27 protein-coding genes and 1 other annotated feature are annotated in these 26,168 nt (G+C 34.5%); of the genes, 11 read left to right on the top strand and 16 right to left on the bottom strand.

Going from position 1 to position 26,168, the window contains the following annotated elements; genetic code table 11:
• Nucleotides 1-26 precede the first annotated feature (26 nt).
• Nucleotides 27-241, bottom strand: a binding site (T-box leader).
• Between the two features lie 40 nt (nt 242-281).
• The 4 genes from AC1Q8M_RS06775 to AC1Q8M_RS06760 form a co-directional block, all read right to left on the bottom strand.
• Nucleotides 282-1,058, bottom strand: coding sequence for a class I SAM-dependent methyltransferase (locus tag AC1Q8M_RS06775; RefSeq protein WP_098360828.1), 777 nt, complete (start codon nt 1,056-1,058; stop codon nt 282-284).
• Nucleotides 1,059-1,107: 49 nt separating this feature from the next.
• Entirely contained in the window at nt 1,108-1,542 is a 435-nt protein-coding gene (locus AC1Q8M_RS06770; protein ID WP_098360827.1) for a BrxA/BrxB family bacilliredoxin, read from the bottom strand.
• An 83-nt stretch (nt 1,543-1,625) separates the two neighbouring features.
• The gene (locus tag AC1Q8M_RS06765) at nt 1,626-2,009 is read right to left on the bottom strand and encodes a thiol-disulfide oxidoreductase DCC family protein (protein WP_000634891.1); all 384 of its coding nucleotides are present in this window, start codon (nt 2,007-2,009) and stop codon (nt 1,626-1,628) included.
• 3 nt (nt 2,010-2,012) lie between these two features.
• A complete protein-coding gene (locus tag AC1Q8M_RS06760; protein ID WP_000692589.1) occupies nt 2,013-3,140 on the bottom strand; it encodes a conserved virulence factor C family protein in 1,128 nt (375 codons plus the stop codon).
• Between the two features lie 496 nt (nt 3,141-3,636).
• On the opposite strand from AC1Q8M_RS06760, the gene AC1Q8M_RS06755 reads away from it, so the two are divergent.
• The gene (locus tag AC1Q8M_RS06755) at nt 3,637-3,966 is read left to right on the top strand and encodes a hypothetical protein (RefSeq protein ID WP_000566285.1); all 330 of its coding nucleotides are present in this window, start codon (nt 3,637-3,639) and stop codon (nt 3,964-3,966) included.
• Between the two features lie 273 nt (nt 3,967-4,239).
• On the opposite strand, the gene AC1Q8M_RS06750 is transcribed toward AC1Q8M_RS06755, so the two are convergent.
• The 5 genes from AC1Q8M_RS06750 to AC1Q8M_RS06730 all read right to left on the bottom strand — a co-directional run bounded on the left by AC1Q8M_RS06750 (nt 4,240) and on the right by AC1Q8M_RS06730 (nt 8,443).
• Nucleotides 4,240-4,575, bottom strand: a complete 336-nt coding sequence (locus AC1Q8M_RS06750) for a single-stranded DNA-binding protein (protein WP_000982012.1) — start codon at nt 4,573-4,575, stop codon at nt 4,240-4,242.
• A 161-nt stretch (nt 4,576-4,736) separates the two neighbouring features.
• On the bottom strand, nt 4,737-4,991 hold the full coding sequence (locus tag AC1Q8M_RS06745; RefSeq protein ID WP_000975133.1) for a DUF4318 domain-containing protein: 255 nt from the start codon (nt 4,989-4,991) through the stop codon (nt 4,737-4,739).
• A gap of 105 nt (nt 4,992-5,096) precedes the next feature.
• Nucleotides 5,097-5,828, bottom strand: coding sequence for a Bax inhibitor-1/YccA family protein (locus AC1Q8M_RS06740; protein ID WP_001260655.1), 732 nt, complete (start codon nt 5,826-5,828; stop codon nt 5,097-5,099).
• A gap of 75 nt (nt 5,829-5,903) precedes the next feature.
• Nucleotides 5,904-7,799, bottom strand: coding sequence for an ABC-F family ATP-binding cassette domain-containing protein (locus AC1Q8M_RS06735; protein WP_098855557.1), 1,896 nt, complete (start codon nt 7,797-7,799; stop codon nt 5,904-5,906).
• Entirely contained in the window at nt 7,796-8,443 is a 648-nt protein-coding gene (locus AC1Q8M_RS06730; protein ID WP_000165961.1) for an HD domain-containing protein, read from the bottom strand. Before AC1Q8M_RS06730 ends, AC1Q8M_RS06735 begins: the two co-directional genes overlap by 4 nt.
• Nucleotides 8,444-8,552: 109 nt before the next feature.
• Between AC1Q8M_RS06730 and AC1Q8M_RS06725 the strand changes: the two genes are divergently transcribed.
• Complete coding sequence (locus tag AC1Q8M_RS06725) at nt 8,553-9,335, top strand: hypothetical protein (RefSeq protein ID WP_016512889.1); 783 nt, start codon at nt 8,553-8,555, stop codon at nt 9,333-9,335.
• Nucleotides 9,336-9,554: 219 nt separating this feature from the next.
• On the opposite strand, the gene AC1Q8M_RS06720 is transcribed toward AC1Q8M_RS06725, so the two are convergent.
• A complete protein-coding gene (locus AC1Q8M_RS06720; protein WP_000427801.1) occupies nt 9,555-9,830 on the bottom strand; it encodes a stage V sporulation protein S in 276 nt (91 codons plus the stop codon).
• Between the two features lie 615 nt (nt 9,831-10,445).
• Between AC1Q8M_RS06720 and AC1Q8M_RS06715 the strand changes: the two genes are divergently transcribed.
• Entirely contained in the window at nt 10,446-10,994 is a 549-nt protein-coding gene (locus AC1Q8M_RS06715; RefSeq protein ID WP_000536156.1) for a hypothetical protein, read from the top strand.
• A gap of 155 nt (nt 10,995-11,149) precedes the next feature.
• On the opposite strand, the gene AC1Q8M_RS06710 is transcribed toward AC1Q8M_RS06715, so the two are convergent.
• Complete coding sequence (locus AC1Q8M_RS06710; RefSeq protein WP_098365919.1) at nt 11,150-12,751, bottom strand: esterase/lipase family protein; 1,602 nt, start codon at nt 12,749-12,751, stop codon at nt 11,150-11,152.
• Between the two features lie 552 nt (nt 12,752-13,303).
• Here AC1Q8M_RS06710 and AC1Q8M_RS06705 point away from each other — a divergent pair.
• Nucleotides 13,304-14,143: an arylamine N-acetyltransferase family protein gene (locus tag AC1Q8M_RS06705; RefSeq protein WP_016512942.1), complete on the top strand. Its 840-nt coding sequence runs from the start codon at nt 13,304-13,306 to the stop codon at nt 14,141-14,143.
• A gap of 96 nt (nt 14,144-14,239) precedes the next feature.
• Here the strand turns inward: AC1Q8M_RS06705 and AC1Q8M_RS06700 are convergent, their stop codons facing one another.
• Together AC1Q8M_RS06700 and exsG are read right to left on the bottom strand one after the other, a co-directional pair.
• Nucleotides 14,240-14,449 carry a hypothetical protein gene (locus tag AC1Q8M_RS06700; RefSeq protein ID WP_000824207.1) on the bottom strand — a complete coding sequence of 70 codons (210 nt, stop codon included), beginning with the start codon at nt 14,447-14,449 and terminating at the stop codon, nt 14,240-14,242.
• Nucleotides 14,450-14,667: 218 nt separating this feature from the next.
• Nucleotides 14,668-14,820 carry an exosporium protein ExsG gene (gene exsG, locus AC1Q8M_RS06695; protein WP_000395679.1) on the bottom strand — a complete coding sequence of 51 codons (153 nt, stop codon included), beginning with the start codon at nt 14,818-14,820 and terminating at the stop codon, nt 14,668-14,670.
• A 208-nt stretch (nt 14,821-15,028) separates the two neighbouring features.
• Here exsG and AC1Q8M_RS06690 point away from each other — a divergent pair, with 208 nt between their 5' ends.
• The 7 genes from AC1Q8M_RS06690 (at nt 15,029) to AC1Q8M_RS06660 (ending at nt 22,372) form a co-directional block, all read left to right on the top strand.
• Nucleotides 15,029-15,895, top strand: a complete 867-nt coding sequence (locus AC1Q8M_RS06690) for an excalibur calcium-binding domain-containing protein (protein ID WP_098512053.1) — start codon at nt 15,029-15,031, stop codon at nt 15,893-15,895.
• 166 nt (nt 15,896-16,061) lie between these two features.
• Nucleotides 16,062-16,769 (top strand): iron-sulfur cluster repair di-iron protein, encoded by a 708-nt coding sequence (gene ric / locus AC1Q8M_RS06685; RefSeq protein ID WP_000679631.1) that lies wholly within the window; start codon nt 16,062-16,064, stop codon nt 16,767-16,769.
• Between the two features lie 208 nt (nt 16,770-16,977).
• Nucleotides 16,978-19,383 carry an NADPH-nitrite reductase large subunit gene (nirB, locus tag AC1Q8M_RS06680; protein WP_016512945.1) on the top strand — a complete coding sequence of 802 codons (2,406 nt, stop codon included), beginning with the start codon at nt 16,978-16,980 and terminating at the stop codon, nt 19,381-19,383.
• A 15-nt stretch (nt 19,384-19,398) separates the two neighbouring features.
• Nucleotides 19,399-19,716: a nitrite reductase small subunit NirD gene (gene nirD / locus AC1Q8M_RS06675; protein WP_016512946.1), complete on the top strand. Its 318-nt coding sequence runs from the start codon at nt 19,399-19,401 to the stop codon at nt 19,714-19,716.
• A gap of 58 nt (nt 19,717-19,774) precedes the next feature.
• Nucleotides 19,775-21,199: a uroporphyrin-III C-methyltransferase gene (locus AC1Q8M_RS06670; protein WP_098855558.1), complete on the top strand. Its 1,425-nt coding sequence runs from the start codon at nt 19,775-19,777 to the stop codon at nt 21,197-21,199.
• Entirely contained in the window at nt 21,196-21,906 is a 711-nt protein-coding gene (locus tag AC1Q8M_RS06665) for a sirohydrochlorin chelatase (RefSeq protein ID WP_000676477.1), read from the top strand. Before AC1Q8M_RS06670 ends, AC1Q8M_RS06665 begins: the two co-directional genes overlap by 4 nt.
• On the top strand, nt 21,899-22,372 hold the full coding sequence (locus tag AC1Q8M_RS06660; RefSeq protein ID WP_000282601.1) for a precorrin-2 dehydrogenase: 474 nt from the start codon (nt 21,899-21,901) through the stop codon (nt 22,370-22,372). The genes AC1Q8M_RS06665 and AC1Q8M_RS06660 overlap by 8 nt, the downstream gene beginning before the upstream one ends.
• Nucleotides 22,373-22,581: 209 nt before the next feature.
• Here the strand turns inward: AC1Q8M_RS06660 and AC1Q8M_RS06655 are convergent, their stop codons facing one another.
• From AC1Q8M_RS06655 to narK, 3 genes are all read right to left on the bottom strand, one after another.
• Nucleotides 22,582-22,989 carry an STAS/SEC14 domain-containing protein gene (locus AC1Q8M_RS06655; protein ID WP_229190111.1) on the bottom strand — a complete coding sequence of 136 codons (408 nt, stop codon included), beginning with the start codon at nt 22,987-22,989 and terminating at the stop codon, nt 22,582-22,584.
• A gap of 317 nt (nt 22,990-23,306) precedes the next feature.
• On the bottom strand, nt 23,307-24,224 hold the full coding sequence (locus AC1Q8M_RS06650) for an AEC family transporter (protein ID WP_000497496.1): 918 nt from the start codon (nt 24,222-24,224) through the stop codon (nt 23,307-23,309).
• A gap of 706 nt (nt 24,225-24,930) precedes the next feature.
• Nucleotides 24,931-26,100, bottom strand: a complete 1,170-nt coding sequence (narK, locus tag AC1Q8M_RS06645) for a nitrate transporter NarK (RefSeq protein WP_000841839.1) — start codon at nt 26,098-26,100, stop codon at nt 24,931-24,933.
• Nucleotides 26,101-26,168: the final 68 nt, after the last annotated feature.

The raw sequence follows: 26,168 nt of genomic DNA, 5'->3' as shown, positions 1-26,168 counted from the left end.
TTTTAACACAAAAAACTCGTCTCTAAAAAAGAGACGAGTTTGAACCCGTGGTACCACCCTTGTTGTTCGTTACGAACCACTTTCCCGTTTATAACGAGGACAGGGGGCCTCGGCTTTCTCTACTATTCGTTCAAGAAGCATCTCCGAAGTGCGCTTCATCTTTTTCTTCCGTACTAGGCTCACACCATCCCTAGCTCGCTTTCCTTCTAAAAAAGACTACTCTCTTCATCACAGACAGTATATTTAATTAATTATTGCTTATTATACATCTTTTCAAACAATTAGCAAGGGTCAATTACACCAAAGTGAAACTTAGCACTTTTTCTTTTGTATACATAAAAATTGTGTTTTTCAAATCTAGAACTACGGAAATGATCTTTTAAAACGACACGTTTTCTCGCCACTCGTTTTGCCTCCGCAATTGTTTCGTCAGTAATATCATGATACAAAGCGAAGTGTTTTAATCCTTTAATTCCATCGGATTCTATGACAGTTTCTTCAAACATCGGATCAAGGTAAACGACATCATAACTATTGTCTTCACATTGCGCTAAAAATGAAAAATGCTCCGTTTGCTTTACTTGGATTCTTTGCATTGCTTCATCAATTTCAGAAACGGATGAAGACCATGTTTTCAAACCATTTTCCATAATATAAGCCATATACTCATTGCCTTCAAGTCCTGTTACTTTTCCGCTTTCACCAACAACATAACTAGCTACAATACTATCTGATGCCATCCCGAGCGTACAATCTAACACTGTCATTCCTCTCTCTAATTGCGTGGCTTGTACAAACGGATCGTGTTCTCCACGCATTAACCTTTTCACACGAAACATCGCTGAGTTCGGATGAAAGAAAAACGGTTCTTCCGTACCTTTTGGATAAATAGCTAATCGGTTCTTCCCTACGACAAGCACATCTTGTTCATACTGCTCATGCAGCTTATGTACTGGTATGTCATTACGTTTAACGAAAGAAGCATTTAATTCTGCTGCTACCTTGTTTGCATAATCTGTCATTTCTTTGTTTGTTCTTCCAGCTGTTGTTACGATCATTGTTTCACCTCTATATAAAGAAAAGAGGGAGATTTACTCTCCCCCTTCTTTAGCAATTCTTTTCGAAAGCTTGCTCTAAGTTCGTAATAATTTCGTCCATAGTTGCACCTTCAATTTCATGACGGTGAATGAAGTGAACAACTTCTTTTCCTTTTAATAATGCCATAGATGGTGAAGATGGAGGAATTTCTCCGAAGTATTCACGCATTTTTGCAGTAGCATCTTTATCTTGACCTGCGAATACAGTTACAAGATGATCAGGTTGTTTTTCAGCACGAACAACCGCTTGACCTGCTGATGGACGTGCTAAACCAGCTGCACAACCACAAACAGAGTTTACAACTACTAAAGTTGTACCTGATTTATTTTCCATAAATTCTGTTACAGCTTCTTCTGTAGTTAACTCTTCAAACCCAGAACGCACTAACTCTTGGCGCATTGGGATTACCATTTGGCGCATGTATTCTTCATAAGCATTTGACATCTTGTAATCTCTCCTTCAACTTTCATTCCAAATTCATCATATCACGCTCTATTAATAGGTGCAAAAGAAAGATAACGATGATTTCATTTTTTTGTAGGGATTTCACAAACCCCACCGCGGCAATGTCCCACTGGAACAAGTTTTCTATTATTAGCGATATAATCGTATACTTTACTTCCAAAACCAAGTACGATAGATAGCTTTATAAAAGGAACTGCAAACCAATAAGATGGAACGGCCTTTGCTAATACATCTATGCTCTGAATGCCGTCATACCACTTATTATTTTTAAAAATATACAGTCTTTGTTCCATTTTACTTTGTAGTTCTTGAGAAAGCTTATATTTCTCAACTACATCTTCATTTCGAAATGAAACAAATTTCATCTTACCCTTTTTATCTAATTTTTTCGTACGTTCTGCAACGGCCGTACACATCGGACACCAACTATCATAGAAAACAATCATACATTATTCCCCTTTACGAGACTCCGTCATTTGTTTCCATACAGAACCTTTTGCTTCTTCTCCGCCTTCAATACGCTCTAATGCTAGACGTGCTTGCATCGCTACTTCAAACTCTGAATCATCTTGCGCTGCTTTTAATGCTGGAATCGCACTTTCATCTCCAAGTTCAAATAAGAACATCGCTGCACGCCAGCGTACTAATTTACTTGGATCTTTCAGAGATTTAATCATAACGAACATCGCTGCCGGATCACCTACATCTGATAAACAATCTCCTGCAGTACGACGAACACTTACAGAGCGATCTAACAACGCTTTATATAATAACGGTAATACTTCATCACCTTTTACCATACCTAAATACGCTGTTGCTAAACGGCGTATTGAAACTTTTTCATCATCTAACGCCATCTTCAACACTGGAATATCTTCTTCAGTAGGATCCATTTGTTCTAATGCTGCAAAACGGTTTTTCCAGTCAGAATCTTTCATCATCTCTTCTGTTACTTTATATGGTTCACGCTTTTGAATCGTTACTTCAACAGCACCTGCTTGATTTAATAATTCTTTAACCGTTTCATTTACACGTTCTTCTGAATAAGCAGCAACAATCTCTTCTACTACTTCTTTCCCGATTTCTTCAAAACTACCGTAACGTGTACTTTGTTCTACCCATTTACGCTCTTTTACAACGTTTGGTGCAGACATTTGTACTTTCATAATTGATTCTTTGAAACGTTCTGGTAAGCCAACGCGTTCTTCCGATGTTCCATCTGTTAACTTTACTTGCATTGGAATTGTAAAGAACATTTGAACAAACACTTTCACTTCTCCAAAATGAGACAGTTGTTGTTCTTCACTTTCTTCCACTACTTCTTCGCCAAAAACAGCACGAACTTGTTGTAATAATACTTTCCAGTCATACTTTGCATTTCGCTCGACTGCTAAAAAGTCAGCTACATGATACACACCTTTAATGCCTTCAATTTTCAAAATTTCTTGCACTTGCATTGGTGCTTGTTCTTTATTTTCATTTGTATAATTATTACGCGCTCCTGATGGTAATACTTCATTCAAAATAACTTTCATTGTATTTGGACTTGGCGTCGGTTCAATTGCTTTAATCTTCACGTAAAAAACTCTCCTTTATTGCGTGTTCTTAGCTGTATTGTAACATGTTATCACTATATACTCCTACTCAGGTGCTTAATTTTACTACTTTCTTCCCGCTACCATACTATTTCATTCTTTTTACATTTCAAATTAGGGATGGGATTTTAAAAGCTTTCGTTTCCGATGATTTTTATTTTTTATCCATTTCTTGAGGCATCGCCATTATTTTTGAAAAAAACACGCTAAGCAAAAAAATATAATAAGCTGTCCATATAGACAGCTTATTTACATATTTTTCGTTCTCGGAAGTTGATCTTGTAGCGCTCTTTCTCGTAATTCACTATGTTTTCCAAAGAAAATAGTGCAAGAAAAGGCGATGAATACATTTGCAAAATGACAAAACTGTAAGAATACACGAGTATTTGTAAGAAAGTTCGATGTTTTCCTTTTTCTTTTTTTATTATAGTGAAAAAGAAGAACGAAATATTCTCTTATGTAGGAAAGGAAGATAATAATGATTGATTTATTAAATAAATGGATGTTAGAAAGTACAGGAAATTTCAATATCGTTGTAGGACTTACAGCACTTCTATTTTTGGGCTCAGTAATTGCACTTATTATTATTTACAAAAAAATTGGTAAACCAGATGAAAGAACAACTCCTATTTATTTTAAAATTATTTCTTGTATGTTTACTACTCAAATTCTAATGAATTGCATATTCATTTCTTTAGTTGGTAAAGATATTGAGAATTTCCGTCAAATCTTTATATTATTTGAAGCCTTTGTATTCTTCGTTGGAGCTATTTATTCATTTAAATTATATAGACAAGAATTTAAATAATTCACTTGCAAGAAACAATAAAAAGGAGGATTCCTTACTCTCAGAAGGAATCCCTTTTTTATTTTCTATCACTCGATTCATCTTTTTATACATTCCTATACTGTGATGGGTTTTACGGTTCTCGATTGTTACTGGATTAGCCGAAAAACGTAATAAAATTTTGTATACTCTTTACTTGTTTTCCAAAAAAAAAGCTGGCGGTACTCCTTCTTTAAGTTTATTAAAATACTTTCCACAATTTTTTCCGTAGCTATTACTTAAAATCACCTTTTATTACGATGCCCCCTCCCGCCTTCTCTCCAAAAAGGTAATACTCTCAATCACAACTTCAGTTCTATATATTCTCTTGCCTTGTTCATCATCGTAATTACTCGTCTGAATACGCCCTGTAATCCCAATAAGTGATCCCTTCTTACAATATTCAGTTACATTCTCAGCCGATTTTCGCCAAACGACACAATTAATAAAATCGACTTGTTGTTCACCTAAACTATTTCGAAATCCTCTATTCACCGCAATACATATTCTTGCATAAGCAACGCCTTGTTTTGTGTAGTATAATTCTGGCTCCTTTGTCAATCTACCGATTAATACAACTCGATTCATCATAAGTTATACCACCTCACATATTTTTCTTCATTGTAAGGAGAAGTATTTGAATAGTAAAAAGCACAAAATGATATATCCGTAAGTAAAAAGTATTATTTTAGACCTTACAAAACAAAAAAAGAAACCATACATAGTTCAAACATGTATGGTTTCAAAATTTATTACACTTCAGTACAAGATATGTAATATCCTCCGCGAGCCATCTTTATTTCAGCACGGTACATTACATTTTCTAAGTAAAAAGTAATCGGTTTAACTTTACTCTCAAATTTTAGTCTTTCATTGCATTCAGTTGCATATCCTTCAATCGCTGAAGTAATAACTTCTGATGATGGATACGTTAAAGCTTCATCTAGTTCTATGAAAAAACTTTTAGAAAATAGTTTTTTCATAATCCCCTTCTTCTCTTTCATCATATTCCATCTCCTTAAATTCAAGTTGACAATATCCACATTATACCATACGTTCAATATATCTTTGAAAATAAAAAAAACCTGCATTTTTCATGCAGGTTTTTTTTATTAGTCATTTTTCGTAAAGTAAGAAACGAAACGAAGAATTTCTAAGTATAACCAAACTAATGTAAGCATTAGTCCCATTGCAGTGTACCACTCCATATATTTCGGAGCTTGACTACGTACACCATTTTCGATTAAATCGAAATCTAGTAATAAGTTTAATGCAGCAACTACAATAACAACTGCACTAATAATAATACCGATTGTACCACCTTGGTGAATGTATGGAACAGTTACACCAAACATATTTAGTAGGAATACGACTAAATACATAACCATAATTCCAAGTGTTGCTGCCATAACGCCTGTACGGAATTTATCCGTTACTTTTACTACGCGTGTTGCATATAACACTAACATTGCAAATAGAATTGAGATTGTTAGTAATACAGCATTTAAAACGATAGAATCGCCAAATTTCATTGTATAAACTGCTGAAATACTTCCTAACACAACCCCTTCTACCGCCGCATAGATTGGTGCACCAAAAGGTGAAATACGCGGGAAGAACATAGACGCAAATGCGATGATTGCTGCAACGATTAAAGCACCAATTAATACTGGCATCTTCATCGTCCCCTGCATCATCTGTATGTATGAATAGACAGACGTTGCAAGTAGCAAGATAAGCATAATGAACGTTTTGCCTACTGTTCCGCCAATTGTCATCGCAGAAGCGCTTGCTCCCTCTTTACGGAATGCCTCTTTTTTCAACATTGGATTAGATGTTCTCATTTTTTCCCTCCTAAAATAGGTTCTACCAATAGTGTAAAGTTTTTCTCTTTACTTTTCAATATATGCAGCTTGTTTTTATTTTAATCCTTCAACGATGTCTGATAGTTCACTCCATCTTTCCATCTTTTTTTCTAGCTCTTCTTCTGTTTTCTGCTGTGCTTCAGATAATTCTTGTGCCTTTGTGAAGTCAGATCCAACTTTCGCAAGTTCTTCTCCAATTGACTCAATTTTTTCTTCAAGTTCGGCAATTGTATCTTCAATCGTTTCCCATTCACGCTGCTCATTGTATGAAAGTTTACGTTTACGTTGTTGTTTTGGAGCTTCTTCTACTACTTTTTTCTCTTTTTGAACTTCCGCTTTCTCCATAAGTTCTCTCGTTTTTTCCATTTCTAAATAATCTGTATAACTACCTAGGAACTCACGCACTTCGCCTCCGCCAGTAAAGATGAACAGTTCATCTACTACTTTATCTAAGAAGTAACGGTCATGCGATACAGTTAAAACGACACCTGGGAAATCTTCTAAATAATCTTCTAGTACTGTTAATGTTTGTGTATCTAGATCATTCGTAGGTTCATCAAGTAAAAGTACGTTTGGTTCTCTCATTAAAATACGTAATAAATATAAACGTCTTCTTTCACCACCAGATAGTTTACCAAGCGGTGTACCATGTGAATGAGTCGGGAATAAGAAACGTTCTAACATTTGAGATGCACCAATTACTTTTCCATCTGTTGTATGAATAACTTCTGCAATCTCTTTAATGTATTCAATCATACGCTGATTTAAATTCATCTCTTCATTTTCTTGCGTATAATAAGCAACTTTTACAGTTTGCCCAACTTCAATTTCACCACTATCAGGAGATAACTTACCTGCAAGCATATTTAATAGCGAAGATTTCCCGCTTCCATTCGCTCCAATAATTCCGATGCGATCGCCTGGTTTCACGATATGATTAAAGTTGTTTAATACCGTTTTATCACCAAATTTTTTCGTCACATCTTTTAACTCAAGTACTTTTTTCCCAAGACGGCTACCGCTAAGTGCAATATCAACTGACTGTTTTGCAGCTGGCCCTTCTTGACCCTTTAGCTCATCAAATCGTTGAATACGTGCCTTTTGCTTTGTTGAACGGGCTTTTGCACCGCGGCGGATCCATGCTAGTTCGCGGCGATATAAGTTTTGACGTTTTGATTCTTGCGCAATTTCTTGTTCTTCACGAAGTGCTTTCGCTTCTAAAAACGTACTGTAATTCCCTTCATAACTATACAGTTTTCCATTATCTAATTCGAAAATACGATTCGTCACACGATCTAAGAAATAACGATCATGGGTTACAAGTAATACTGCACCATTATATCGAGCTAAATATTCCTCTAACCATTCCACTGTCTCATGATCAAGATGGTTCGTAGGCTCATCTAAAATTAATAGATCCGGTGTTTCAATAAAACATTGCGCCATCGCAATACGTTTTTTCTGTCCACCAGATAAATTTCCAACAGTTGCAGTGAAGTCCGTAATTCCTAATTTCGTTAAAAGAGATTTCGCATTTGCATTTGCTTCCCATGCACTCATTGCATCCATACGTTGCTGCACTGCAAATAATTGTTCCTGTACTTTTTCATTACTTGGATCTTTTTCGATATGTAATAGCGCCTTTTCATACTCACGAAGAAGACGAATTAAAGGAGTATCACCATGGAAGACTTGCTCTAGCACTGTTAGTTGTTCATCAAACTCTGGTTGCTGTGATAAATAACTAATTGTATACCCACGAGAATGAGTCATATCACCTGTATCAGGAATTTCTGCCCCTGCAATAATTTTTAATAACGTCGATTTACCAGTTCCGTTTACACCGATAATTCCGGCACGGTGTCCTTCTGCAATACTAAATGATAATCCATCAAATAACGGTTTTTCTCCATATGATTTTGATAAGTTTTCCACAGTTAACATTTTCATATTTGTGCATTCCACTCTTTCATAAATTGTTCAATAAACTGTTCCATATAACGATGACGAACTTCCGCCTCTTGTTTTGCTGCGTTCGTGTTCATTAAGTCTTTTAATTTCAAAAGTTTTTCATAAAAATGATTTAAAGATGGATCGTTATTTTTTCTATATTCATCTTTCGTCATCACTTCACGCGGAGGAATAGTTGGATCATACATTAATCTCCCTTTCGCTCCACCATACGCAAATGTGCGAGCTATTCCAATTGCTCCAAGCGCGTCTAAGCGATCCGCATCTTGAACAAGCTTCCCTTCAAGTGAATCCACTTTACCGCCATGACCACCTTTATAAGACATATTGGCGATGATATGAAGAACATGTTTACTTTCCTCTTCTTCCACATGTAACTCTTCTAACCAATCAGAAACTTTTTTCATTCCTTCTTCTTCACTTTCATTTAACTTCTCATCTGCCACATCGTGAAGTAATGCTGCCATTTCAATTATAAAACGATTTCCCCCTTCTTGCTCGGATAAAGAAATCGCCAGTTTATGTACGCGTTCAATATGATACCAATCATGCCCACTCGCATCTTTTTCTAAAATATGTTTTACAAAAGTAATTGTTTTTTGAATCTTTTCTTGTTTTGTCATTTTATCTTCACCCAGTTACTTATTGTAACACGCCCGCATTTTTTCATCACATATTTTCTTGTCCGCCCATACACTGAGTGGTAAGCATCATCATGAAGGAGGAATAAATATGTTCTATAATAATCAACCGCCTTATCCAAGGCAACCATTTTACCCTCAACAACAAGAACAAAGATACACAGAACAATACGAAGAACAAGAGTTACAACAGCAAGAACAACAATATGACGAAAACCCATATGCAACAACGCAAAATCAAGAAACTGAATTTCAACAAAATCCATATGAAACACGTCCAAATTATGAATATCCTCAAAATCCATATGCGGTACCACAAAACCAAGAACAACCATATCAACAAAATCCATATGCAGCACCACAAAACCAAGAACAACCATATCAACAAAATCCATATGTAGCACCACAAAACCAAGAACAACCATATCAACAAAATCCATATGCAGCACCACAAAACCCATACACAACTCAACCACAACAACCGCAATACCAACAACAAATGTATCAACCAAACTACGACGCACGTGTCTCACCACCTAAACCACCAACAATAGATCCAACGCAGCCACAAATTTTACCGCCTGGACCAACATTAGACATTACACAACCACAAATCTTACCACCTGGACCAATTACTGAACCAACACAACAACAAATTCAACAAGTTGTCGGTACACAGTTTTTACCTTTCAAGAAACCCGTACTAGATTTCGTAAAACCATGGGTAGATTACGGTTTAAATGAAGCAAAACATACATCACACGAACACGCATTAACAGAAGTTGCTGCGATTATGTTTTTAGTTGGTAAAGGCTTCAATCCGACGATTGCACATTATATCGTTGAATCTTGGGAGAAGAATGAGCAGTTTTAAGGGTGTTTATTTTTAAAACATCAAAAATGCCAAATCCCTTATATCACAAAGGATTTGGCATTTTTAAGTATCTAGAACACTCGCTAAGTTTAAGGAGAACTTAACAGACATGCGTCCGGCATAATGCCATGTCCACACCCAAGGATCGGTTACATAAAATAACGTATCTAACATGGGAAGTCTATTGGTCTTTTCCCCTTATAGTAACACTCTCTTCTACTAAGACCTTTTCTTTCTAGGGCCTACAATTAATTTAATCGCTGTTCTTTCTTCATTATTGATAGAAATCTCTTGAAATGCTGGAACAAAGGCTAAGTCAATACCACTTGGAGCGACGAACCCTCTTGCAATCGCAATTGCTTTAATCGCTTGATTTATAGCTCCAGCCCCAATCGCTTGAATTTCCACATTACCACTTGTTCTTAGTACACCCGCTATTGCACCCGCGACTGAATTTGGGCTTGATTTTGAAGATACCTTTAATATATTTTCCATGTAAGTTGCTCCCTCTATTATTTAATCTCTCTTTCGTTACAATTTTAAATATTTTAGCGTATCTTTAATTACTATTCACACAAAAAACAAACGATGCTTCATATGTACATTTATTCTATATTTTCTGACTTCTTCCTGCCCAGCTACACAAATAAAATAAAAAAATAAACTAAATAATCTAATATACATACGATTAAATATCATAACTTCACCAAACGATAACATCCATTCAGCAAAAGATAATATTGCTGTTTGTCAGACGAAATTAATATAGTAAAGTGAAACTTTAATGAGTGGGGGTTTTGTTCATCCCCACCTAACTTCTTTGCTTTCGCTAAACTTTGAGATGGGGGTCTTACTGCCCGGAAAATAGCGGGATAAACGTTTCCTCGTTACTTCAATCCATTTAGAAATCCCATTCATTTTTCTATCAAATTATGAACCTTATCATCTTCAAAAAGTGTTACAGGTAATACCCCAATACTATATTTCATCATTTGAGCACTTTATATTCCAAATCTATCTCCTTTTATAGTACAAGCATACACGCCAATTGTGATTCATTTTCATAAACTATTATGTGTTTTACATTTATTAAGAATAGGAGGTAATATATTGGGTTCATACTATCATTCTTCAAACTCGTATAAAAAATGCTCATGCAAATCTTCTTCCAGTTCAAATAAAAAATGTTCATGTGACCATTCACATAAACGAAGCTGTCCTGCATACGGAACTTTTTGGCAAACTGAATTTATAACTGTTCCTTTTGGCAACCCTTTTCCATTTAATCACGTTGGACCTTTAGCAGGAGGCGTTTCCTTACTAAACCCTACTACTATACAATTTAGACAAGCTGGTGATTATAGAGTTTCGTTCATTTCCAGTATTAATACTACTTTAAATCCTGTATTTCCACATATCCCAGTCATAACTATATTTTTAAATAACAATCCACTTGCTAATAGTCAAGGTGACTTCGCTATTCAAATGAATACTTCATCAAATAACGAATGTCTTCAACTCGTTGGCGAAACGATTGTTACAGTGCCAGCTAATTCAACTCTTCAACTTAGAAATAATAGTGGCTTTAATCGTCAAAGTATTGTAACTTGTGACAATGGTATAAATTCAGTTGAATTAACAGTTACAAAACTAAGTTAATATTATTTCTTCACATTCAGATGCTATTTCAGCATCTTTTTTTATTGAATAACAGTTTTCTTCGACTTTTATTATCTCTCATCACGCAAAAAAAGTGCAGAATTCTTTCTAACACAAGATTTCTGCACTTTTATATTATGCTTATTTATTCTTCCTTATTTCTCTACATAAACCGACTTAACAATCGTACGATTATATGGTTTTCCTTCTTTATTCATCCCTTTTATATCCATCGTAACGTTATATACTCCCGGTTGTTTTATATCTTTCAAAGCACCTGTAAATGTATTCGTATTAACATTTTGTAATTCATTAAATTCAGAGACTAACTTACCTTCTTTATTAACGACTCTTACTGTTATGGAAAGATCCCCTTTCATTTCAGGTGCCACTGGTGATTTTTTCAGTTTATACTCAGGTTTATTTACTTTAACCTTTGTAGGCATTTGAAGAACAAATGGCGCGTCATTCTTGTAATCGCTTACAACTAAATATGCATCTTTCGACTGCTTCGCCATCATTTTGATTTTCCATTCGCCTACTTCCAATTTATCAAACTTGAATGTTCTAATTGTCGCCCCATTAAAGAAAGATTCGCCTTCACCAGTAGTTATAGCGCTATCTTTGTTTGCATAGATTTTTCCTTTTGGAGATACCATTTGTACTTCTACATCAGAAGAAGCAGTTAGTACAGAAACTATTCCTTCAGCCTTTTTATCAACAGAAATACTTTGCTCTATCCACTGATTTTGTGGTAATTCGCCTCCTAAAATATTTTGATTTGAAGTTGTATTTAATTGTTCTAGATTTTCATTTGAACTAGTGCTGGATGCTACTAAAGCTGGTAATCCCACATTTGTCGTACGTAAATATGGTTCAATTCGTGCAAAAACAGCTGATCCTTTTCTTATATTGTCATGATCAAATCTGGAATCTGTAAATAAATGTGTACCGTACAATAGCTTCGCACTCCATTCATTTACTAGTCCATCATTTGAACCGTACGACGATAAATATAACCCGCCCATAGATAATGCAGAAAATGTTGGCCCCCAGCTAGTCCCAGTAGCCGTATAGTAACGGTTTAATTTAGCTGCTGGGTTGTTGTCTATTGTTGAACGAAACTTTGCCATTTCACCTATTTGTAACGAATACGTACCATCATCTTTTTGACCTAATATAGAAGCAAGCCACCCTGCCCACCAACTATATGACAAATCTGCTAAATTTGAGCCGTGATGCGGTGTAGCAAGTGTAATAACATTTCCAACAAATCGATTCGCACCATATTCAACTAATGCGGCTTGTGTATCAATACCACCTTTACTATGCGCTACAATATTAACTTTTTTACCGAAATGATTATATATTTCTTCCAGTTTTTGTGCTAACAATTTTCCGTTATCCCACTGACTAGCGGAACCTTTCCCCGCAGCATCATACAATTGTATAAACACTGTTTGATAGCCTGCTTTTAAAGCATAATCATACATATCATTTATATCATGATATACTGTCTTTCCATACCAACTATCAGCATTACCATTTCTTCCTTGTACAAAGAGAATTGGCGGTTTATTCTCATCATAATTAGCAGGTTTTTGGCCTAAAAACCATTCTCCAGGTGTGAATACTTCTGTATCAGGAAACCCCTTTCCAAGCTCTTTTACAACTTCTGCCTGTACATTTGTGCTAATCGTTGGAGCCATGATAAAAAATACAATTAGTAAGGCCACACATCTTCTCATCAGTCGCATATTACTCCCCCTATTTTTTTGAAAGAAGGTGTTCTTTATAATATTTTATATTTTCCCTTCCTTAATAATAGCTAATCTTTTATTTTAAAAAGATGTTAGCCCTATTTTTAGAAGGTTACTAGTTGTATACCCTCTTCCTTAACTCTCGTTATTCTCTTTGTTTCTACCTCTTCCTTTTGATAGAATACGACAAAAAAGTTTCTCAATAATTGTTAACTTCGGTACACCCAGATATTTTTTAATCATTATTGTTTATATAAAGCATACAAATCTTGAAAAAATTTTAGTAAAAAAACATTTTATTACTAGTTAGTTATTTAAAAATATAATAAAGATATGTACTTTCTTTTCATTAAATACAAACTAATTTTAAAGGAGCTTATATTATAAGACTTTCCTACGATTAAAAATTAAACTGAAATTTCCGAATAGATAGTTATATTTCCAGAAACATATATTATGATAATTTCGGTACACTTGAATTAACTTTTTAGAAGTACTAACCTATCGGTGAGCAGAAGAAAATTCTGTAAAAAGAAAGGAGAATACTTTATGATGACCAAATTACAAAAGGAGTTTTTTAAACGCTTAAAAATTCCTGCAAAAGAAATAACATTTGATGATTTAGATGAAATTCTCTTAAAAATGGGAATGATTCTCCCCTATGAAAATCTTGATATTATGGCTGGTACTATTAAAAATATCTCAAAAGATAACTTAATAGAAAAGTTACTTATTCAAAAACGAGGTGGACTTTGTTATGAATTAAACTCCTTATTGTATTATTTCTTAATTGATTGTGGGTTTCAAGTATACAAAGTAGCTGGTACTGTTTATGATCTGTACGATAATAAATGGAAACCCGATGATGGTCATGTCATTATCATATTAATTCATGAGGATAAAGATTATGTTGTGGATGCAGGTTTTGCATCTCATCTCCCTTTACATCCAGTACCTTTTAACGGAGAAGTCATATCCTCTCAAACAGGAGAATATCGAATTCGTAAGCGAAATACTCGAAAAGGTACGCATATTTTAGAAATGAGAAAAGGAGCTAACGGAGAATCTACAAGTTTCTTACAATCTGAACCTTCAACTGAATGGAAAATAGGCTATGCTTTCACTGTAGATCCAATAGATGAGAAAAAAGTGAATAACATTCAAAAAGTGATTGTAGAGCATAAAGAATCTCCTTTTAATAAAGGGGCTATCACTTGTAAATTAACTACTTATGGTCACATATCATTAACAAATAAAAATTATACAGAAACCTTTAAAGGCACTAAAAATAAACGACCAATAGAATCTAAAGATTATGCTCGCATTCTTCGTGAATCTTTTGGAATAACGCAAGAGAAATATGTAGGAAAAACACTAGAAAGAGGTTAGTTGACTACAAGTATTTCATAATAAAGCAGATTCTATATTTAGAATCTGCTTTATTTTATATTTTGTTATAAATTAATTTAATTTTGTTGTTACCCTTTAATTTTCAATTATATATTCATCATCATATTTATCGTATTGTAACCCTTTCCCTATCTTTGATTCTGTAACTTGATCTCTTAAAAACGGTGCAGCATCCATTTTGCTAGTTGCAATTTCAATTCCATATTTTTTCGTTAAATGAGCTAACTCTATTAAAAACCACTCTCTTCGCAATGTAACTGGAATATCCAATGTTTTTCTTTTCATATATAATAGCACCTCTTTTATTTTCATAGCTTAAAAATATCACTGGATGTACTTATTAAAACTACCTTTCACCGCTAACATCCAATGAAACATTATAGTATATGCATGTCTATTTCAAACGTGCTATCACAAATATGACATTTAAGTTTACATAATTATATTATGTAATAGTAGAAAAGGAAGGCATGTCCCTTCCCCTTCTACTATAGAGATTTAAATTAAGAACATCTTGGTACACCTAAAGCTAAAAATAAACCTGCTACTCCCGCAGTAATCGGTACTTTTAACGTAATAACATCGTCTACCTTCGTTACTAAAAAGTAAGCATTACCTTCTTGTAATATACAAGTTACCAACAATTGAAATTCCATTCAAATCTCCTCCTTTCAATCGATATACTATAATTTATGAAATATCTTTCAAAAAGTAATAGGAAATATATCTATTTTTCCCTATATATAAAATAATCGTTTATAAGTCTAGTAAAAATATTAATTTTCTAAATTTATATAAAACGTGTAATATCCAATAAGTTCCTATATAATCAATAAGAAAAATCTTACAAATGGAGGTATGAAAATGGCGATTTTGAGTAATATTGGTGCAGCTTTATTTTCTATTGCTTTTATTCTTTTAATCTTATGTATCATTTCATTCTTTAAGAAAAATGAAAAAGCAAAACAATATGGACGTCCTACCGTTATTCTTTTTATGATTTCTATTATATTAATAACGACCGGTACAACAAAATCGGAACACCCCGTCGTCGAGTTTTTTTCTACTTTAAGTTTCATTCTATTTATATTCTTCCTTGTTATAGCAATCTTATCTGTAATTAAGAAAACAGGTGTAGCGAAAAAACAATTTATTATTACAGCCTTATTATTTGTCATTTTTGTTGCGCTATCAGGTATTTCAGCTCCTTCTTCTGAAAAAACGACAGCAACTAGTACAAAAGTGGCATCTAACAATGAAGAACAAAAAGATAGTGAACAGAAAAAAGAGCTAGAAAAGAAAGAGGCGGACGAAAAAACTCAAAAGCAAGAAGATGAGAAGCGTCAAGCCGAGGAACAAGCTCGTAAGCAAGAAGATGAAAAACGTCAGGCTGAGGAACAAGCTCGTAAACAACAAGAAGAACAAAAACGTCTAGCTGATGAACAGGCTCGTAAGCAACAAGAAGAACAAAAACGACAAGCTGATGAACAAGCTCGTAAACAACAAGGAGAACAAAAACGTCAGGCTGACGAACAGGCTCGTAAACAACAACAAGAAGAGCAAAAAGCACAGCAAACTCAAACACAACCCGCTTCAGGAAATACTAGTAGTGCATACTACAAAAATTGTGCTGCAGTTAGAGCGGCTGGGAAAGCCCCTTTACTTAAAGGACAACCAGGTTATGACTCACATCTTGATCGTGATGGCGATGGAGTTGCATGCGAAAAATAGTAATAAAAAACTATTACGACGAATTCCCCTCCCACTTCCTTTTATAAAATTCATTTTATTATCCTTAAAACTGACACATAATAAGTGATTTCAATCACCACATTGATTTTCATTTATCGCTATTCTTAATTTAGTTATTACATTCAAACTTTATGGAGGCGTTCATATGAAACATGCATTTACTGAAACTTCTATTGTCGGTGAGATCGTTACACAATTCCCGAAAGCTAGTGATCTTTTTAAATCATATAGAATAGACTTTTGTTGTGGTGGCAATAAACCACTTATTGATGCAATTCATGAAAGAAATTTATCAGCAACAGAAGTACTTACAGAATTAAATACACTTTATAATAATACGAAACGATTAAATGAATCTGAAATTGATTGGAAAAATGCTTCTTATCGTGAATTGATTGATTATGTTATAAATAAGCATCATCGCTATTTAAATGAAGAATTACCACAGTTAAGTCCGTATGTGACGAAAGTATTACGCGTCCACGGAGCAAGTCAGCCTCACTTAGCTCAAATTCATAAGCTATTTCACGAATTAAAGATGGAATTAGAACAACATTTAATTAAAGAAGAAACAGAAGATTTTCCATTAATTTTAGAATTTGAACAAAATCCAATTGAAGAAAACTATGTGAATTTACGTAAAGTAGTAGATAAGTTGGAAAATGAACATAACCACGCAGGCAACATTATTAAAGAGCTTCGTAAAGTTACAAATGACTTTACTCCTCCAGAAGGAGCTTGCGGCACTTATCGACTTGTTTACCAACGCCTTGAAGCACTAGAGTCTGATTTATTTGAGCATATTCATTTAGAAAATAACATTTTATTTCCACGTGCAATTACGAGAGTATAAATCAAGTGCAGGACATGAGTATACATACTTATGTCCTGTTTTTTCATTTGGTAAAGAATATACACATCCCTCTCGAATAAATCCGAATTTTAACAATTTGTGAATCATTATAAAAATGTGATAAATATCACATCTCCCCTTTTTTGGATTTTCTATAATAGAAATATAATCCTTTGTTCAACATTTCACAGAAAAAGGGGGAACGAAAATGAAAAAACGTTTAGTTATGATCGGAAATGGTATGGCTGGAATACGCTGTATGGAAGAAATATTAAAACATAATAGTGATTCATATGAGATTACTATTTTGGGAGATGAACCGCATCCAAACTACAATCGCATTATGCTCTCTCACGTTTTACAAGGCAAAACAAATATGCAAGATATCATTATGAATGAATACAGTTGGTATGAAGAAAACGAAATAACTTTATATACAAACGAAAGAGTTCAAATTATTAACCGAGAAGCAAAAATCATTATCACAGAAAAAAATCGTACTCTTACATATGACAAACTCATTATCGCAACAGGTTCTAGTGCTTTTATTTTACCTGTTGAAGGTTCTACTCTTCCTGGTGTAACAGGATTTCGAACAATTGAAGATACACAATTTATGATAGACACCGCTAAAGAAAAGAAAAAGGCCGTTGTTATTGGTGGTGGGTTACTTGGTTTAGAAGCCGCAAGAGGTCTTATTGACTTAGGGATGGACGTACATGTTGTTCATTTAATGCCAAACTTAATGGAGCAGCAACTAGATACGAAAGCAGCTTCTCTATTACGCGAAGATTTGGAAGCGCAAGGCATGAAATTTCTAATGGAAAAGAAAACTGCAAAAATTCTTGGTACAGACCATGTTGAGGGCATTCAATTTGAAGATGGTGAAGTTGTAGATTGTGATTTAGTCGTAATGGCTGTCGGAATACGCCCAAATACGCAAATAGCAAAAGATGCTGGTTTAATTGTAAATCGCGGTATTGTAGTCAATGACTATATGCTAACAAATGATGAGTCCATTTATGCAGTTGGAGAATGTGCAGAGCATGACGGTATCGCATATGGACTTGTTGCTCCTCTTTATGAACAAGGTGCGATATTAGCAAAACATATAACAAATTTACAAACTGATGGATATTCGGGCAGTATTGTCGGTACGCAATTAAAAGTTGCAGGTTGTGATTTATTCTCTGCTGGTCAAATTTATGAAGATGCTCAAACGAAAGCAATATCAATCTTTGATGAATGTAAACGTTCCTATAAAAAAGTATTAATTCGTGACAATAAAGTCATCGGTATCGTTTTATATGGTGACACAGCTGACGGAACACGCCTCTTTAGCATGTTAAAGAAAGAAGAAGATATACAAGAATATACAGCCGCTTCTCTTCTTCACAAAGCTGGTGAAGAAAGTGAACTTAACGTTGCTACTATGAGTACTGATGACACGATTTGCGGATGTAATGGTGTTACGAAAGGTACAATCGTTCACGCCATTTTAGAACAAGAGTTAACGACTTTTGAAGAAGTTAAAGACTGTACGAAAGCCGCAGGGTCTTGTGGTAAATGTCGTCCGCTTGTGGAACAAGTTTTATCTCATACACTTGGAGATGCTTTTGATGCCTCAGCGCAATCTGCCGGTATGTGTGGATGTACACCTTTATCCCGTGATGAAGTCGTAGCGGCCATTCACGAGAAAGGCTTAAAATCTCCAAAAGAAGTACGAAATGTTCTTGGTTTTGCACATGAAGACGGCTGCTCGAAATGCCGCCCTGCTTTAAACTACTATTTACGTATGGCGATTCCAGAAGAATATGAAGATGATAAATCGTCCCGTTTCGTTAATGAAAGAATGAATGGTAACATCCAGCACGATGGTACATTCTCTGTTATTCCACGTATGTACGGAGGCGTTACAACAGCAGACGATTTAATGAAAATTGCTGAAGTTGCGAAGAAGTATGATGTTCCACTTGTGAAAATTACCGGTGCAAGCCGAATTGGCTTATACGGTGTCAAGAAACAAGATTTACCTAACGTATGGGCTGACTTAAATATGACTTCTGGATATGCGTATTCAAAATCTCTTCGTAATGTAAAATCATGTGTTGGCTCTCGTTTTTGCCGTTTCGGTACGAAAGATTCATTAGGACTTGGTATGTTGCTTGAACAATCATTAGAAATGGTAGATACACCTCATAAAATGAAAATGGGTGTAACTGGTTGTCCGCGTAACTGTGCGGAAGTACTGACGAAAGATTTTGGCGTTGTTTGTGTCGAAAATGGATATCAACTTTATATTGGCGGAAATGGTGGTACAGAAGTACGTGAAGCTGATTTTGTAATGATTGTCCCTACTGAAGATGATGTCCTTCGTATCGCTACAGCTTACATGCAATATTATCGTGAAACTGGTATTTACGGAGAGCGTACTGCCTACTGGACAGAACGTTTAGGCTTCGATCACATAAAAGAAATACTGCAAGATGCAAATATGGTTACTACGTTAAATGAACGTTTCCAAAAAGCTCGTGGCACATATAAAGAAGCATGGGGACAAGCACTAGAAACGAAATCATTAAAAGCGATGTATGAAGTAGAAACTGTGAAATAAGGAGCTGTGACCTATATGATACAAACGAAAGAAAAAATAAAAGTTATGCGTGCAGAAGACCTTCCTATTCAAATCGGTAAAGAGGTGCAAATGAAAGGTATGTCTTTCGCCCTATTCCGCCTTTCAAATGGCGATATTCGAGCTGTAGAAAATCGTTGTCCTCATAAAAACGGGCCATTAGCGGAAGGTATTGTATCTGGAGAATTCGTCTTTTGTCCACTACATGATTGGAAAATTTCACTACTAACAGGTGAAGTTCAAAAACCTGATGACGGTTGTATTCAAACGTATGCAGTAGAAGTTATTGACGGAGATATTTATATATACATGTAATTTACAAAAGGAAGCCTCCCCTGGCTTCCTTTTAAATAAAAATAGACGAGGTGCGAATATGAACGGATATGTATATTTAGTTGGTGCAGGACCAGGTGATGAAGGGCTTATTACAAAAAAAGCGATAGAGTGCTTAAATCGTGCAGATATCGTCTTATATGACCGCTTATTAAACCCTTCCTTTCTTAATTATACAAAAGAAACATGTGAACTTATTTATTGCGGAAAAATGCCACAGAATCATACTATGCGTCAAGAAATGATTAACTCACACCTCCTTCAATTTGCGAAAGAAGGAAAAATCGTAGTCCGCTTAAAAGGCGGAGATCCATCTATTTTTGGCCGTGTTGGTGAAGAAGCAGAAACTTTAGCATCAGCAAATATTCCATATGAAATTGTACCAGGTATTACATCTAGCATCGCCGCTAGTATCTATGCAGGTATTCCCCTCACCCACCGTGACTACAGTAATAGTGTCACTTTATTAACCGGACATGCAAAAGGTCCTTTAAGCGATCATGGAAAATATAATTCATCTTACAATAGCGACACGATTGCCTACTACATGGGTATAAAAAACTTACCTACAATTTGTGAAAACTTACTACAAGCAGGAAAAAAAGAAGATACGCCAGTAGCAGTCATTGAATGGGGTACAACTGGTAAACAGCGCGTTGTCACAGGGACACTGTCTACCATTGTTTCTATTGTCAAAAACGAAAATATTTCTAATCCTTCTATGACAATTGTTGGTGATGTCGTTTCCTTACGTAATCAAATCTCTTGGAAAGAACGCAAGCCATTGCACAGCAAGAAAGTTTTATTTGTATCTGCAACAAATAAAAAAAGCGCAATAAAGCAAATGTTACAAGAGTCCGGTGCAGAAATATATCAAATTCCAACTTTCAAAAAGAAAGAATATACATTAACCTCTGAACAAATCAATAAGATTTTTAACGTTGATCGTCTTGTATTTTGTTCCGCTGACAGTGTAGACATCTTAATGCAATCATGCAGTAAATATCATAAAGATATTCGTTCCTTACAGGCAGAACTTCAGTATATGAACCTTTCTATTCAAGAAAAGCTCATGCAATATGGATTGTTCAGTAAACCTGCGCAATTTTCTTCGAATTCAACGATTTATTTAGGACGAAACATTAACCGAATTGCTGTTATTCAAGAAAAAATTGGTGCTGGTACCTATATGATGACTCATGAGTACACAATTGATCATCGCTTCGATGAAATTCATTCACGTATTCTTTCTGAATTCTCATGGGATAGCATTGTATTTGAAGGTCGTGCTTCTATTGATACGTTTCTAGCAGAAATAAAACGCCTTGGCTTTATCAATATTCTTACTCTCCCATTCTCGTATACCGACGTTCCAACTTTACACTATGCAAATAAAGTTGGGTTTCATAACGTAGATCATCAATTACAAGAAACTCTTATGAAGAAAGACATGGTGAGACAATGAAAGGAATTGTATATGTTGGACATGGGAGCCGGCTACAAGAAGGTAATGAACAATTCATTCAATTTATTCAATCTGTTATGAAAGAGCGAAACGAAAGAATTCAAAAAATAGCTTTTCTAGAACTAACGACACCTACTATTTCGGATGCAGTTACAGAAACGATAATAGAGGGAGTAACTGAAATAATGATTGTACCTGTTTTATTATTTGCAGCAGCTCACTATAAACGTGATATTCCTTTTGAAATAGAGCAACTACAAAAGAAATATCCACAAATAACATTTTCAGTTGTACCTCCTTTTAGTACACATCCACATATGGTGGAACTTGTAGTGAAAAGAATACGTGAAGCTATGTCAATGCAAAATAGTAGTATTTTACTCGTAGGACGAGGCAGTAGTGATCCACAACCGATACATGAATTACAACAAATCAGAGCAGCTGTCGAACGAAAACTTGGTATGCCAGTATCCTGTTCCTTTTTAACGAAAGGAACTCCCTCTTTTGCTGCTGAGCTCAAGGCTATAACATCGACTGCGTCCCATGTATATGTCATGCCGTATCTTCTCTTTACCGGATTATTACTTCAAAAAATTAAATTGCATACAAAAAAATATGATCACGTTACGACTTGTAACTGTCTTCAGTTTGATACATACATGAAGTTAACATTATTAGAACGAATGGAGGAATGCATATATGTATAACATGTACCCTCTTATGTTTAATCTACAAAATAAAGTGGTCGTTATCATTGGTGGAGGTAAAATTGCATATCGAAAAGCGTCTGGATTAAAAAATACAGGTGCTTTCGTCACTGTTGTCAGCCCAGAAATTTGCGAGGAAATGAAGGAACTTTCTTATATTACTTGGAAGCAAAAAACTTTTAGTAATGATGATATTAAAGATGCTCATCTTATTTATGCAGCTACAAATCAACATGCTGTAAATATGATGGTCAAACAGGCCGCTCATGATTTCCAGTGGGTTAACGTTGTAAGTGGTAGTACAGCATCATCTTTTCACACACCTGGTGTCATTCGAAATGATGAATATGTTGTCACTATTTCAACTTCAGGTAAGGACCCATCGTTTACGAAGCGCATGAAGCAAGAATTAACATCTATACTTCCTAAACTTATAAAAAAACTTTCTCATACTCGCAAATTGTAATCTATCACTCAGCTAAAATAGTAATTAACTTTGAACAAACGTTTTTAGAGGCGTTTGTTCTTTTTGCTTTAGTTTCGTTTTTTAGGCTCAGACAAGCAATTGGACAAGAATCTGTGAAGAAAAATAACGGTGTTGGAAGCCTGGAAACAACGTCAACAATTACGGACATAAAAAACAGTTGCTTGAGAGCAACTGCTTCAATATAGGTTTTATATTGGATATTCATTCAACCAAATTAGCGCTTGTTCATAATCATCAAAAAATCTCACAGATTCTTTCGTATTAGATTGTTGTAAATAATCCATTATCTCCCCCTCTTCAAGGAGAAATGCAATTGCCTTACTGTGATTCAAAATGGTTTCATTGAAAAACTTCTCTTTCCATACTTTTTGAACAGAAAAATGATTTGGCGTGTATCCTTTTCTATCCACCAACAATTTGTATTTCCGCCCTTCGGAAATGAATTGCTGACAAACCTGCTCGAAACCATTAAACCATTCATACACATCATCTGTTTTTATATTACCAACTAGATGGGTAACAATTATATCTCCTGAAACTGTTGTGCTGATATTCTGTTTACTCAACCTGGAATCATCCCCCTTATTTACAATAATACGGAAAAACTACATGGAATCAATAAAGATAAAATTCTTACTTGACGCTCCCCCATCACTATCAACCTAAGCTCTTGTAACGTCAATTATAAGCGAGATTATGTCTTTTTTCGCAAATCTATATGTAGATGCTTTAAAGATTTACATACGAAATAACCCCTAATGAGTTTCCTTTTTTTGAATTAAGCCACTTGATTATCAGACATAGTACAATTGTAAACGACACTCAATATATTTAAGACTGTTTTCTTCTCATATCGATGGGATTTCCGTCCATCATTTACCACCTCAAATCTATTCGTTTTTTGCACGTACATTCAAAACAAAATATATGACAAATAAATAACGACAGTTACTGTAATAATGCTGAAAAGTGTTGAAAATAAAACGATTTGTGCATGTAATTCAGGTTCTATTTGATACTCCATAGCAATGGTTGATGTATTTCTTGACGTAGGAAAAGAACTTGCAATAAATAATGATTGTGCAACAATACCATCCATGTTTAGTAGATATATCATAGCAAGTGCTAATAATGGTCCCATCAGTAACCTTCCAATTAAAGCCCATGTTATGACTCGATGGAAAAAATTAAGCTTAATGTTGGATAATTGTGCCCCTAGCAATATGAGTGCTATTGCAACAAAACCATTCGCAAGCTGATTAAGAGGAATAAAGATAGAATTAGGTATTTGAATTGTAAAAGATTGAAAGAAAACCCCTAATACGAGTGCATGAAATACAGGCAGTCTTAGAAATGATTGAATAATACCTCCGATTGTTTTTGTTGCTGATAGTAAGTTATATATCCCATATGAATAAGTTAAAAGATTCTGGAAAATAACAATAAAAATTTGAATGGAAACCCCCACTGGATTGTGACTGAAAATCAATTGACTTACTGGTAACCCATAATTACCGGAATTCATTAACGAAATGCTATTTTTTAGAGCTGCACTTTCTCCTTTTTCTAACTTTAATATTTTTGAAATGAAATGACTTACTATGATCAGACTCAGACTATAAAGCATTAAATAGTATATTATCTGGAGCAACAAACCTGTTTCTATACGAATATCATATATATTCACAAATACAGCCGCTGGCATCAAGCAATAAGTAATAAGTGTAGATAGCTGCTTTAAGTTAAATTGAAACTTTCTTTGTAAGATTGCACCAATTAGCATCAATATTAATATTGGTAATATCACGTCTAATATAATAAAAACAAACATGTAAAACCTCATTCCAAATATATTATAGTTGGATTAAACTCTTTACTAAATATGGACCACATTTAATTAGTCTGAAAACACCCTCAGTTCTTAATAACCAGAAAACTTAAATCAATAATATGAAAATGCTCATCAAAAATTCTTATTTCATTTCCCTCCCCTCTCTTTTCTTTAACATATCAAATATAACTCATAAAGAAAATTATGGATTGTTTATACAAATTCATAATTTTATCTTATCAACCTAAACGGTATTTTTTATTTTAAGTATTCTTTTTCACAATATCCATTAGCCTTACCAAAAAATCTGGCCCTAGAAAAATCTGATACTGCAGTTACTATGCGAAGAATACTTACATCAATTCCATACTTGTCGCTTAAAACACCTAACATACCTGATACTTGTTTATCTTGAGTAGACTTATATTTTTTTCATCTAAACATCCCGATTCAATTAAATATTTGCATTCTAAAAATGAGTTCGATCTTTAGAATAGATTTAAGATTTCCTTCACTAATCTACCCTTTAATTGAATAACTTTTGACTTCTATATTTTAAAATAAAATTCCATAAACCTTCTGTTTTTCATTTTAAAAACACATTCTTTTAGAAAACGAGCGTTTGTTGAGATAGCAATAAAAACATGTTGAAGCCTATTACAAAAAGAACCATCCCAAAATACTTTGGGACAGTTCTTTTTCCTTATTAATGATTCTTTAACATCACTAACAATTTCTCTTGGCTATACATCCATACTGTAATGATTAAACAAGCAAGTGCGACTTCTGATAACGCCATAAATCCAATTGCATAATGACCTGTTAATTGGAATAGTAACGTTAAAATTAGCGGTGGGAAGAATCCTCCTAGTCCACCTAAAGCTGATACGAGACCATTTACAATACCAGCTTGTTCTGAGAAATACATTGGAACGAGTTTAAAGATTGTACCATTACCTATACCTGCACAAAATGCGACTAGTAGGCAACCAAATGTATACACGTTCATGCTAGGCATAAATGATAAAATAATACCTGAAAGTGTTAAACCGATAAATACAAAGATTAATATTTTAAATGGATTAAACTTATCACCGAGCCAACCACCAATTGGGCGCATAATTGTTGCGAGTACGATGAATCCAGCTGTCCGCATACCTGCATCTACTTTCTCTAATCCGAAGTGAGATACTAAAAAGTTTGGTAAGTATACGGTAAATGCGACAAATGATCCGAATGTTAAAAAGTAAAAGATACATAAAAACCAAAGTTTTTCATTTTTATATACACCTTTTATTTGTTCCATTAATGGTGTATTCACCTTTTTCTCTTTACGATCGCCTAATAAAAAATTCATAAGTGCAAATGCTGCAAGTAAAACCAAATAACATTGTACTGTCGCTCTCCAGCCAACTGAAGTTGCGATAACAGGCGCTAAAAATGAAGTAATTGCTGTTCCGGCATTACCTACACCGTAAATACCATTTACAAAACCGTGACTCTCTTTCGGAAAGTATTTTGGTAAAGAAGTTACCCCTACAGAGAATACAGCACCACCGATTCCGACAAATAATCCACCAATAATTAAATCCATCATAGAATTGGCAACACTAATATAAAAGACAGGAAATAATAATAAAATAAAACTAATAAAGAATAATTTTCTTGCTCCGAAACGATTTGTCCAATAACCAATTGGAATGCGAAGAACAGAACCTAAAATAACCGGTACTGCTGTTACCATAGAAATTTGTCCCGCAGTTAATGGAATATCCGCTTTAATATAAGGCATTAATGATGATAAAATGACCCATACCATAAAACCGATAACTAGATTAGAAGTTTGTAAAATTAATTGAAAATTAGGACTTTTCATCTTGTTCCCTCCTATGTATGCATAGTTATATTTATTCTCTCCAGCCTAATCACGTCCTAACATGATTA

This window comes from Bacillus sp. GW823-FHT06A10 (genome assembly GCF_058795375.1).
This window is presented reverse-complemented; position numbering and strand designations above follow the sequence as displayed.